The sequence below is a fragment of the bacterium genome (genome assembly GCA_021159335.1).
In the GTDB taxonomy this organism is placed as follows: Bacteria; UBP14; UBA6098; order B30-G16; family B30-G16; genus JAGGRZ01.
In genome coordinates this window covers 1-11,544 of record JAGGRZ010000077.1, presented here as the reverse complement: position 1 = coordinate 11,544, position 11,544 = coordinate 1, and the positions used below count along the sequence as shown (strand labels likewise).

The window sequence follows — 11,544 nt, the reverse complement described above, 5'->3', positions numbered from 1 at the left end:
GGCGGCATAAATCTTATAATGCAGGTATCATGTCCCCAATTGCAGAAAGAATCGCGAACAGATAAGTAAACCACCGCGCTATCACAGGGTAAATCTATGGGGGCAACGAAATCGAGCGCAGTGTCAGCCACGACAATCACGCTTTCTGTCCCACACATATTTATTCTTACCGAGCACGGGTCATTAGCCCAGAACATGTCCTCAACATGCCACGACAGATGAGCAGGCTCACCAAGGAATACTGCGGTCTCAGGGCATGAAATAGAAATCCGCGGCGGACGAGAATCCACCGGACCGTAAGCTGTATCAGCGAGTTCAGCAACGACTGATAAACCACACCCTAAAGCGTAAAATTTCCCTGAAGCAGTGCCAACATAAATAATACCGCTTTGGCTTATTATCGGCGATACAACCGGGCTGCCGAGATTTATGCTATAAAGAAGACTTCCTGTAGCAGCAGAAACTATGTAAAGATTGCTATCCGCGGAACCGAAAATCACACAGCCGCTGGGGTCTATAACCGGGTCGCTTATGGCGCCACCTGTTCTGAATGTCCACCGCAATGCGCCCGATGGAGTCAGAGAGTAAAATGTCCCGTTTGATGTGCCAAAGTAGATGTTACCAGCTGTATCTATAGCCGGCGAGCAGTTAACATTATTGCCCGCCCCGACATTGTAAAACCATGCTAATGTCGCAGCAGTTCGGGAGTAGTCAACAGCAACCATACCGCGTGGATTGTTCTTGTTGCTGCCAAAGTAAACCCTATTGCGCACTGTATCAACTGTTGGGGAGGACCTGAGATCGGTCTCGCCTGAGTGTGGATAAGTATTAAAACGCCAGAGGACTGTGCTCGAACTATTATAGCAAACGAGCTCTCCAGGGCTATTGGTATAATCAACTGTGAAAATCAGTGTGTCTTCGTCCATAGCGGGTGAACTGTAAATCCAAGAGCCACCGCCGGGTAAACTCCTGTCCCAAATAAATGTCCCGCTCTGGGTAAAGCACAGAAGATGACCGTGCCAATCTGAAGTATAGTATCCAACGGTATAGATTCTATCGTCAAAACCTATAATCGGACAATGCCTGATTCCCCTTAAGTTATTAGGTGATGTCCATCTCCAGCCTATGGTTCCATCAGGCCTGACCTGAACAACCTGATTAGCCTGATTTCCAATTACGATGCTGCCATCATTAAGTAGGACGGGACCACTATACGAGGTGGAACCTATTCTCGCCGTCCAAAGCAGTGTGCCGTCGAATTTAATCGCGTGAAGCCTGCCACCAACAGTCGCAACATATATAACAGTATCTTTGTAAACTGCAGGAAACATTATCCTTTCACCAAGGTCAACACTCCACATCGTGTCAATGGATAACCAATTATGGCAACAGTTATATGGGCTTCGTCCAGTGTGCATGCAATCGTATTGAAACATCGGCCATTCGCCGCCTTCCATTGGTCTGGATACCCGAACCTCAACTGCCCATTTCATGCTTTCAGTATCAGGCAGGTCTAATCCGAGGTCCCATGAAAAGCAATGCGGGCCAGCCGAAACGCTGTCCCCTACATCACCAGCTGTATCGTAAAAAGTCCTGAACCATCCGCTTCCGAAATTAAGCCAGTTTCGACCGCTGTCAGGTGATACACTAACATCGACGATGAACGAACTTCCAGGACATGTGCTATTAAGTATGTAGCAAACAAGCACGATGTTTCTCTCATCGCAATCCGTTTCCTCAAAGAACCACACAGAATCAAGTGATGTAGTGCATCTAACGCATCCGCAACCCCCCGGTTCAAGCCAGCACGAAATGTTATGAACGAGCTTACGACTCTGGCATCGCGAAACCCGACCGTTAAGATATCTCACGAACGAGGCATCAAAGAACACACGAAAAGTGTCCGTAAGTAGCGCAGCAAGAAGTGTATCGTGGTTGCCCGATGTAAGTTTGGTAGCGAGAACCGAAAATCCCGAACTTGAGCCTCTATAATGTATCATCCCCTCCGAGATGTTTGTCTCAATAGCATTTATTCCATCCGTTATAGGATGCGGGAAGAAATTGACAGCTGAATCACAGGGCGACGAGCCTCTATGGTCACGATATCCGCCGAAGCTAACCCCCCACCTGCCGGCTATGTAGTTTGCGTCGTTGGCGAAGCCCGGCGAGTGATCGGCCAGAATAGCCAGACCACGCCCCATCTGAGCAAACTTTATTATCGAATCCCGTTCGGCAGCAGTAAGTGTCCTCGAAAAATAGTAGCCTCCATTAACATACCAGAATTGGGAATAATCACCGGGTAAGACTGTAGCCAGATTCCGCAGCGTCGAACGGTTCTCAAGACGGACTGTGTTGCCCATCCTCTCAAGAATCGCTTTCAAGCTATCGAGCCTATAATGCCATGTTGTAGCATTACTGTAAATCAGAATATTACACGGGCGCGCTAAGGAAAGAGCGAAAAATAAAAGAATGAAAAGCAGCGAAAAAACGCGAATCCCCATTTTACTCATCAACCACCCCCTATTATAACCTTTTAAATATAGACTTCAACCGTGTTAACGGCAACGATAAAAAATGCCCCCGGCAGGATTCGAACCTGCGACCTACGGTTTAGGAAACCGCCGCTCTATCCTCCTGAGCTACGGGGGCTACAATTGTGAAAATATTTCTGGCGATGCTTTTTGTCAAGAAGGATGGGGGATGGTGGTTAATAATGTTTTTAAAACTTCATCAACTTAGCCCCAACAACCCCTTTATCTCATCCCCGGTCATCACCTCTCGCTTCATTAGTTCCTGTGCAAGTTTATGAAGTTTATCGAGATTTTTTCTAAGCAACTCAATAGCGGCGCTTTGAGCCTCCTCAATAAGCCTTTTAACCTCAGAATCAATAAGTTCAGCAGTTCTTTCGCTTATGTGAGTTCGAGAAACGATTTCCTTGCCCAAAAATACCTCTTGCGTGACCTCCGAGTAGTTTATCGGTCCCACTTTTTCGCTCATACCCCATTGCGCAACCATCTTATAGGCGAGCTCGGTGGCTTTCTTAAGGTCGTTTTCCGCTCCCGTCGAGGGCGTCTCGAAAACTATAAGCTCCGCTGCCCTACCGCCTAACAGATACTTTAGCATGGAATCTATATATGATTTTTGATAGATTCTCTTGTCATCCTTTGGCATGAACTGAGTAATCCCCAGCGCCATCCCGCGAGGAATTATGGATACTTTCCGCACAGGGTCGGCACCGGGCGTCAGCATCCCCACCAGAGCATGACCAGCCTCGTGATATGCCGAAATTTTCTTTTCCTCAGGAGTCAACCTCACGCTCGGCCTTTCAAGCCCCATCATAACTTTGTCCATCGCCTGCTCAAGGTCCTCCATATCGATTTTGTCTTTGCCCTTTCGAGCCGCGAGCAACGCAGCCTCGTTAACGATGTTCTCAAGGTCCGCACCGACCAACCCTGGCGTCCCGCGCGCTATAGCCATAAGGTCAACATCATCGGCCATGGGTTTGTTTCTCGTATGCACTTTCAGTATCTCGTACCTTTCCCTGAGGTCAGGCCTGTCTATTACTATTTGCCTGTCAAACCTTCCCGAACGAAGCAATGCAGTATCGAGAATGTCAGGACGGTTCGTTGCAGCCATTACTATTATCCCCTCATTAGGGTCGAAACCATCCATCTCCACGAGAAGCTGGTTAAGCGTGTGCTCGCGCTCATCATGACCACCGCCTATCCCAGCCCCGCGCCAGCGCCCTATAGCATCGATCTCATCTATAAAGATTATGCATGGCGCATTCCTCTTTGCCTCCTCGAAGAGATCCCTTACTCTCGACGCTCCCACACCAACGAACATCTCGACGAAATCAGAACCCGAAATAGAGAAGAAGGGCACATTAGCCTCGCCTGCTACCGCCTTTGCAAGAAGAGTTTTCCCCGTCCCTGGCGGTCCCAGAAGAAGCACACCATGCGGAATTCGCCCGCCAAGTTTTGAAAACCGCTGCGGATTCTTGAGAAACTCTATTACTTCTTTAAGTTCCTCCTTCGGCTCCTCGCAGCCCGCTACATCGTCAAATGTGACTCTGTTTTTAGTCTGCACGAACCTTTTTGCGCGGCTCTTGGCAAAAGAGAAAATTCCTTGCTGCGCACCACGCATTTGCCGTATGAACACAAAATAAAGAAGCGGAATCAAAAGCCATGGAAGAATATTTAGCGCTATCGTCCAGAAGCCCGACTTCTCTTCCTCCGATGTTACCTCAATTCCTTTCTCGGCAAGCATTTTCGGCAGGTCAGGGTCATCGTAGGGTATCACAACGGTAAACTGGTCGTATTCGAGCCTTCTTGTGCGTCTGCCATCAAGCGGGACTGAGTACGGACTTGTGAATGTTCCGATAATCTTGTGCCCCTTAAAGTGAACTTTCGCTACTTTGCCCTCCTCAACGCTCTTAAGAAACTCCGTGTAGCTTAATTTGAGGCGCAATTCCTGATTGGACGAAAGAAGCGACGCCACGACAAAAACGAGAAGGAAAAGGACAATCCAGACAATAAGTCCCCCACCTATCTTCCTCGTTGTAGGAGGTTTTTGAGGAACATTAGCCATACAAAAACATCACCCCAAAATTCGACTTTGCGAGGGCACGCCCTCGTTTTCTATTTTTTCCTGGCAGGATAGGCAATATTCCGCATACGGAATAGCTTTAAGCCGTTCCATCTCAATATTTTTCCCGCAGCCACGACACTTGCCGTATGTGCCCTGCTCTATTCTGAACAAGGCTTCGTCCACGGCATCAAGGATTTTCTGCTTATGCGCCGCGAGAAGAAATGCTCGCTCCTGCTCGTCAGTAACACTGCCGATATCGGCAGGATGGGTCGTAAATGCCGACACCTGACCCAGCCTCTCGCGCATGTTTTGTTCGAGTTTCTCCTGTTCAAACTGTTTCAGCTCCTCAAGTATCTCTTCCCTCATCTTGAGAAGCTTTCTCCTAAACCTTTCCAGCTCTCTCTTCCGCATACTACCTCCAATAGCTTATCAGCAATTCTTAACGAAAATTTTCTAAATGTCAAGTCAATTTGATTTGACTTCGCAACAGATTATACAACGAAAAATCAAATGCGAAACAAAAATTTAACCATCAAACAGCAATGCCAACATCAGTAAGACTATCTGTGCATGAGTGAACAAACAAGAAAAGCAGTAGAAAGCTTACTGCCAAAAGAGCGTAACGCAAGCGCAGCCAATGTTTTTCATTAAAATGCCTTATCATTTTTATCGCACTCATAACTTAAACCGAATTTAGCAGCAAGATACAGTCGTGCTATAATTGATAGCACTATTGCACTCATTACCACCGCAACAACCACATCGATCGAGAAACCATGCACAGCAACCCCCAATGCGGTGCCCGCTGCTGGAGGATGCTCGGTATCGGTAAGAATCATCAGAAAAATTGAAATGCCAAACACGAACGCATAAAAAATAAACGATGTTGGCTGAACAGCGTCATAGGCGAAAAATGTGTATAACGAGCCAGAGGCGAGCTCGACAATGTGTCCCCCCACGAGATTTTTGGGCTGCGCCGTAGGGCTACTGGGCATAACAAAAATAACAAAACAACCGCTTGCTATGGAAGCCACGATTATGGTATGAGCCATGCCGAGAACGAGAAAAACTACAAAAATAGCGAATGTAGCGTAAAAACTTTGGATAAGGTAATTCTGTCAATTTTTCGCAAATCTTCGCTCTACTCTTTGAAGTAAGTTTTCATGTGCTGGCAAAACGGGTTCTATTTTATAACGGGTTCTATTTTATCCAGCCTTCGCGTTTTCTGGCTTCGGCTGAAATGCGGCTGCTTGGACCATCACTACGCGCCACAGCCACAGCTACCTTACCACCGGTAGCATCCACAATCTCAGCAACATCCTTGTGGGTGAAACCCGGACACAAAAGAATCGAGTCTATATTCTCGTCTTCTGCCAATTTTTTGCTTATTTCTATTGCCTGATTCTGGTTTTTAACGAAAACCACGAACAACTTATACATATCGGTCTCAAGAATCCAATTATGTTTATCGGGGTCTGCATCGGGGGAATGCGCCATGAAAAGAACCCTGAATGCCATCGTTACCTCCTTTATGCACTATTTATTCTTTCTATCCCTCAACTTTCTTCTTATTTCCTCAAAGCGGCGCTTTACTTTCGCCTCAAACCCCTGCTCTGTTGGGATGTAATACTTTCTTCCGCGGAGTTTTTCCGGAAGATGTTCCTGCTCAACAATGTGGTTATCGAAATCATGGGCATACTTGTAACCCTTTCCATAGCCCAATTCCTTCATAAGCCTCGTTGGCGCGTTTCGGATGTGAAGCGGCACCGGTAAAGAGCCGAATTCCCTTGCATCAGCCATAGCGCTCGAAAGAGCCTTGTACAATGAATTGCTTTTCGGGGCATAAGCCAAATAAACGGCAGCCTCAGCCAATGCCAGTTCACCCTCGGGAGAGCCAACAAAGTCGAACGCCTGCTGGGCAGCTATAGCTATAAGCAGTGCATAAGGGTCAGCGAGACCCACATCCTCCACAGCCATGCGTATAAGCCTTCTTGCGATGTATCGTCTGTCCTCACCGCCCTCAAGCATACGGGCAAGCCAATACAGAGCACCATCGGGGTCGCTATCGCGAATCGATTTATGGAGTGCTGAGATCAAATTGTAATGTTCCTCACCAGATTTGTCGTATATAATCCTCTCCCGCTGAAGAATAGTCTTGAGGACATCAACGGTTATCCTGTCCGACATCTGGGCAGCGAGCTCAATAAGATTAAGCGCAAATCGTGCGTCGCCCGAACTAACATTCGCTATAAGCTCGAGCGCATCGTCGTCTATGTCGTCTCTTGTTTTGCCCAATCCTCTCTCCTTGTCGGTCAGCGCGCGCAAAACTATGGTCTTTATGTGATGGGGTTCAAGCGGATTCAAAACGAAAACCTGAAGCCGGGAAAGAAGCGGTGAAATAATTTCGAACGATGGATTTTCCGTTGTAGCACCGATAAGTATTATCGCGCCTCTCTCAACATAGGGCAAAAATGCATCCTGCTGAGCCTTGTTGAACCTGTGGATTTCATCAATGAAAAGTATAGAACGCCTGCCGTAAAGTTTCAGATTTCGCTCAGCACGCTCGATAACTTGTTTTATCTCCTTTATACTTGCCAGAACCGCAGAAAACGAAAGAAAATCCATCTTAGTAAGTCTTGCTATCACATAGGCTATAGTCGTTTTTCCCGAGCCGGGCGGTCCCCATAGAATCATCGACTTCAACTCGTCCGTTTCAACCATTCTTCGTATAGGTTTTCCCTCTCCTATGAGGTGTTCCTGTCCCACTATTTCGTCCAGTGTGCGCGGGCGCATCCTATCAGCAAGAAGGAACGAATATTCACCGGATATCCTTCTCGCCTTATTTTCTTCAAAAAGGTTCGTCATTTTATGTATAAAATTCGTTTATTTGCAACCTTGCCTTGTCCCACTATGCGGACGAAATAAACCCCCGAATTCAATGCTGATGGCTGCCACACAACAGGTTTGCCAGCCAACTTACCGCGATAAACGAGCCTTCCTAACACATCGAATATATAGATTTTGCCTGAGCTGATTCCATCAACGGCGATCGTCACGGTTTTATTAAATGGGTTTGGCGCACAAATAATGTCAAAACCTGACTTATCAGGCTTTTCCCAAACAGAACCCATCCACTCCGTTGAGAGTCCGCTTAACGTTATGTCGTCCACAAAAAATCCCTGCGCAGTCTCGGAAGAATCTGAAACGAAACGGAAGGCAACTCTGAATGTATCTCCGAAACTTAACGGAATGCTATACTCGAATCTTGCCCATCCCATATGAAAAGTAAGAAACGGTGGCAACGCGCCACCCGCACCGATGTAGTCGAGCTGTATAGTATCATAGTTTGTTATTATATATGTATACAAACCATCTGTTCCATATGTGGTAATATCGTAGTTCAGCCAATAAGACAGAACAGGTTCATCGAGGGCAACAAGCGCACGACTAACCAACCATTCATCAGCATTATTGCGATAAAAACCAGTCGAAGTATCAGCGCAATGATAACTGTATATATTGCTGTGTGCTCTTTCATCGCATATATGCCAATCACCCGTTGGGTTAAAAATCCGGTTTAATGGATGGTCAACATCATCGTCAAAAACTTTTGCACCATATCCGGGGGACGGGAGAGGATTGCTATGTGCTCTTTCATCGCATATATGCCAATCACCCGTTGGGTTGAAATCCGGTTTAATGGATGGTCAACATCATCGTCAAAAACTCTTGCACCATATCCGAAGGACGGGAAAGGCATGTAAAATGTATCGCAGCCGTATTTATAATCGTATTCCAATCGAACATACTTGCCAAAAGCAGATATAATCCCAAAACCTGCGGGCACAATCAGTGTCTCGCCGACTCCTATAGTAAAGCAAAGTGTATCCCTATCCAATACCAAGGAATCGAGCGGGATTATCTTAATGCACCCGTTAAAGTTCGCATTTCCGGTATTAGTAAAAGTAAACGAATCCAACCCGTTCCAGCACATATCACCCACGATACGAAGAATTTTTATTATCGGCTTTTTAACAGGGATGGCGATAGTTCTTAACAGCGTGTCACCACCACAGATGGCGTTGAGATTTATCCTAACAATCGAGTCGATGCCAACCGTTGAGTCAACAGCAATGCGAAGCGTAACATTAAAGGTGTCACCTTCGCGAAGTGTTTCAGGCGGCGTTGTATATGAAAGGACCTCACAACCCGAAATCGCTCTGGGCAAAATAGAAAAACCAACACAATCACCAGATTTCTGCTTGAGCCTGATTCGCATATCAACGGTATCTTTGGGCAAAACGAATTTAGGTGAGATCGCCAACATCGAAAGGAAAGGACCATGCCCCACCAGCAATGTCTCGACGGACATTTTTTTCATGCCATTGGGATCAAACAACACTACCTCAACAGGAGCAGATGATACAGGCGAAATAGAAAGCAAGGAGTCAGAAAGACCATACGCTCTTCCAATAACGCGACCATTCTGCAACGCTGTTACCACACATTCGCAAGGCGGAATAGCGATGTTTCCACCGGTGGGAGGCACCATATCTGGCAGCTCAACCGTGAAACTGTCGGGCTCCTGTTGCCATATCGGTGCTGTGGGTTCGCCAAGAACATTAACCTCGTATATTTTCCATCGCCAAACATTCTCCCATCGTGACAGAGGCGCGAGTCTCGCTTTAACCGCAGTAAGAGCACCACCAGGTGAGGGTATACCTGAGAAAACATCGTGCCAAAAGAGTCTGTCGTATATGTCAGAGTAGCCGTAGCCTGGATTCCCCGGTGAACCCCATCCGTAGCGCGAGTTGCCAACAAACGCAATGGTTCCACCCCTTCTGTTTGTCAAGAAGTGTTCAGCCACACAATCGTAATCAAATGCAGCAGGCCAGCATCCTATAGAATAAAGGACTCCGCATCGAGGATAGTTCACAAGTCGGTCAACAAGCATCGAATTGAGATATCCAGTGCCGACCCCCATTCCAGAATAAAATGCGTGACCATCATGGTTTATGACATTGTATCCTTTGTTCAGTTCCGCGATAGCACTTAACAAGCTTTCGTTTCCCATTGACTCATAAAGTTTTACGAGTTCGAAATGGGGCGGTAACGATTCATCATGGATCATGTCCTTGCCAACTCCTGCATCGGTAAGAGGGGAATGCCACAGTATTTCCGCTAAAAACAAAGCTTTATTAGCAAAACTGTCAGGCGGATTCTCTACATAAACTCTGAATTTTCTCACCCAATTTTCCAATTGAAGGGTATTGTCAACCGCGATTCTTCCGACAAGCACATCAGTATAGAGGTCAATCGAGTCGCTAACCTCGCCGTATAGTGTGTCATGGTCCGCATTCCAGTCTCCGTCGAGGTCGGAGAAGTAAAGGTCACAAGGAATGTAGTTTTCGTCAGGCGTTATCCCAGCCTCACAGTCCATCGCATAAGCATAACGCAGCGGAATCAACGGGGAATCCCCTATTAGCGCTACCGCAACTACACCCTCGCTAAGCCACAGTTCTCGAATCTTATTCCTGACTTTAGCTGCCCAATCCTCACCGTGAGCGGTAGAAAAAACATCGCTAAGCCTGACTAAAGTGTCGTTCCAGCCCATGCGTTTCAGAGTGAGCCTAAACGATTCCATGGCAGGGATACCGTCGAAACTGTCAGGAGCTATGATTAGGTAATCGTGGGACGAGGGGTCCCAAGTCCACAACCTATTGTAATGGTCAGCCATCTGAGGGTTAACAACAATACTTTCAACGAGATTTCTCGCAACCAAATCGCTTGTTGGGGAACGCTTTGCTGGATGAGAAAAAGAGGACGACTCGTAGGTAATGGAAAGGCTTATTTTCTGAGCGATCTCAAGCCTACCGGTTTTCGGAAAGTAGCGAAACGGTATTATTACTATGCCTGCTATGGAAAACCCAAAAAAATTTCCGCTCCCCGAGAGTATGACATTTCGTGCTGGAAACGGCTGCGGAGAATGGTAAATTTCTGGATCAGGTTCAATGAATTCGAATCTTGTATTCCGCGGTAGCGAGCGTATAGCAGGCTTTTGCATTGGTTTAACAATTATCCCCTCGGCTATGGGAACAAAATTTATACTATCTATCTCTATCGTTTTCGCCTTTTTTCCCGGTGGCAAAAGCACATTAATGGGCACCGCTGGAAGTTCGGGCTGCCCTGGCTCACCCCATAGATAACCACCGTCTATTCTCACAGTCCAGTAGCCATCTACATTCACCATATTTACCTGATCAGCCGAAAAAGAGAGTTCTACAGTTAGCTGTCCCGCTGAAAGTGCCGTCGCAATAGCAATGATGACTGCAAAAATCATTTTTCCTCCTTGCCTAAACATTTTCCCGCTAACGAAATTAATATAAGTGAAATTATCGGAAAACGAAAGCGGTCATTCCCAAAAAATACGAGCGAAATCACTAAAAAGTATGCCATGACCCATAATAACTGAGGTTTGACACGCCCTTTCACCACGCAAAGGGCGAATAATACTCCAACTAATAGATTTATTGCGGTAAGCAATATAACGATAGCCGAAATAAACCTCTCGTCCAAAACATCGGCAAGTCCCCACTTGGCAGCTGTCACCGCAGGTATGGCGAAATGAGCTGCTTTAAGTGGAATTAGTAGGAACGGTCGCAAGGGTTCTTTAGCAAGGTCATCCAATAATTTACTTTTAAACCATTCATCAGAAGCAAATTCGTTATTACCGGGCGCATCGGGTGGGTCGAAATAACCGCCATCAGCCTGACTGCCATTACCTATCCATAAATTAACCCACAAATTACTCGTAAAAGCTAATTTTCCGAAATTGTTATAATTTCTGATACCCCAAGGCAACACCATAGCAAAAGCAATAACAAAAGATGCGAACCATAGTTTCCAATTTCTCCTGTCCCAAAGTGTCGGCAAAATTGCCAACGGAAGCGCTAT

Annotated in this window: 9 protein-coding genes and 1 tRNA gene; all 10 read right to left on the bottom strand. The window is 46.5% G+C overall.

What is annotated here, in order from left to right:
* The coding region (locus J7J62_04575; protein ID MCD6124428.1) for a PQQ-binding-like beta-propeller repeat protein at positions 1-2,510 on the bottom strand (2,510 nt) is incomplete at its 3' end.
* Between the two features lie 65 nt (positions 2,511-2,575).
* Positions 2,576-2,649, bottom strand: a tRNA-Arg gene (locus J7J62_04570).
* Positions 2,650-2,730: 81 nt separating this feature from the next.
* Complete coding sequence (ftsH, locus tag J7J62_04565; protein MCD6124427.1) at positions 2,731-4,590, bottom strand: ATP-dependent zinc metalloprotease FtsH; 1,860 nt, start codon at positions 4,588-4,590, stop codon at positions 2,731-2,733.
* A 9-nt stretch (positions 4,591-4,599) separates the two neighbouring features.
* Entirely contained in the window at positions 4,600-5,001 is a 402-nt protein-coding gene (locus J7J62_04560) for a TraR/DksA C4-type zinc finger protein (protein MCD6124426.1), read from the bottom strand.
* Positions 5,002-5,237: 236 nt separating this feature from the next.
* Positions 5,238-5,642 carry an HPP family protein gene (locus J7J62_04555; GenBank protein MCD6124425.1) on the bottom strand — a complete coding sequence of 135 codons (405 nt, stop codon included), beginning with the start codon at positions 5,640-5,642 and terminating at the stop codon, positions 5,238-5,240.
* Between the two features lie 148 nt (positions 5,643-5,790).
* Positions 5,791-6,108 carry a hypothetical protein gene (locus tag J7J62_04550; protein ID MCD6124424.1) on the bottom strand — a complete coding sequence of 106 codons (318 nt, stop codon included), beginning with the start codon at positions 6,106-6,108 and terminating at the stop codon, positions 5,791-5,793.
* Positions 6,109-6,126: 18 nt separating this feature from the next.
* Positions 6,127-7,455 (bottom strand): replication-associated recombination protein A, encoded by a 1,329-nt coding sequence (locus tag J7J62_04545; protein MCD6124423.1) that lies wholly within the window; start codon positions 7,453-7,455, stop codon positions 6,127-6,129.
* The gene (locus J7J62_04540) at positions 7,452-8,045 is read right to left on the bottom strand and encodes a T9SS type A sorting domain-containing protein (GenBank protein MCD6124422.1); all 594 of its coding nucleotides are present in this window, start codon (positions 8,043-8,045) and stop codon (positions 7,452-7,454) included. The genes J7J62_04545 and J7J62_04540 overlap by 4 nt, the downstream gene beginning before the upstream one ends.
* A gap of 122 nt (positions 8,046-8,167) precedes the next feature.
* Entirely contained in the window at positions 8,168-10,930 is a 2,763-nt protein-coding gene (locus J7J62_04535; GenBank protein ID MCD6124421.1) for a hypothetical protein, read from the bottom strand.
* On the bottom strand, positions 10,927-11,544 hold a 618-nt coding region (locus J7J62_04530), incomplete at its 5' end, for a hypothetical protein (GenBank protein MCD6124420.1). The genes J7J62_04530 and J7J62_04535, both read right to left, overlap by 4 nt.

What these genes read in the sequence shown, in the direction of transcription:
- ftsH (MCD6124427.1), bottom strand. Translation starts at nt 4,590, where the DNA reads ATGGCTAATGTTCCTCAAAAACCTCCTACAACGAGGAAGATAGGTGGG.
- J7J62_04560 (MCD6124426.1), bottom strand. Translation starts at nt 5,001, where the DNA reads ATGCGGAAGAGAGAGCTGGAAAGGTTTAGGAGAAAGCTTCTCAAGATG.
- J7J62_04555 (MCD6124425.1), bottom strand. Translation starts at nt 5,642, where the DNA reads ATGGCTCATACCATAATCGTGGCTTCCATAGCAAGCGGTTGTTTTGTT.
- J7J62_04550 (MCD6124424.1), bottom strand. Translation starts at nt 6,108, where the DNA reads ATGGCATTCAGGGTTCTTTTCATGGCGCATTCCCCCGATGCAGACCCC.
- J7J62_04545 (MCD6124423.1), bottom strand. Translation starts at nt 7,455, where the DNA reads ATGACGAACCTTTTTGAAGAAAATAAGGCGAGAAGGATATCCGGTGAA.
- J7J62_04535 (MCD6124421.1), bottom strand. Translation starts at nt 10,930, where the DNA reads ATGATTTTTGCAGTCATCATTGCTATTGCGACGGCACTTTCAGCGGGA.